The organism is Aeromonas sobria, assembly GCF_050266975.1.
Lineage (GTDB): Bacteria > Pseudomonadota > Gammaproteobacteria > Enterobacterales > Aeromonadaceae > Aeromonas > Aeromonas sobria_B.
This window is the reverse complement of the sequence record NZ_JBKISU010000167.1, coordinates 1-210: the sequence shown is the minus strand read 5'-3', so window position 1 is coordinate 210 and position 210 is coordinate 1. Positions and strand designations below refer to the sequence as shown.

Here is a 210-nt window from a genome sequence, read left to right as displayed (position 1 = left end):
GCATGCAGCATTGGTACAACCTGAGCGATGGCGCGATGGAAGATGCTCTGTACGAAATCGCCTCCATGCGTCTGTTTGCCCGGTTATCCCTGGATAGCGCCTTGCCGGACCGCACCACCATCATGAATTTCCGCCACCTGCTGGAGCAGCATCAACTGGCCCGCCAATTGTTCAAGACCATCAATCGCTGGCTGGCCGAAGCAGGCGTCA

Annotated in this window: 1 protein-coding gene; it reads left to right on the top strand. The window is 57.6% G+C overall.

What is annotated here, in order from left to right; genetic code table 11:
• Positions 1-210 (top strand): transposase (locus ACLHZ1_RS20950; RefSeq protein ID WP_427263577.1); only part of this gene is annotated, 210 nt, incomplete at both ends.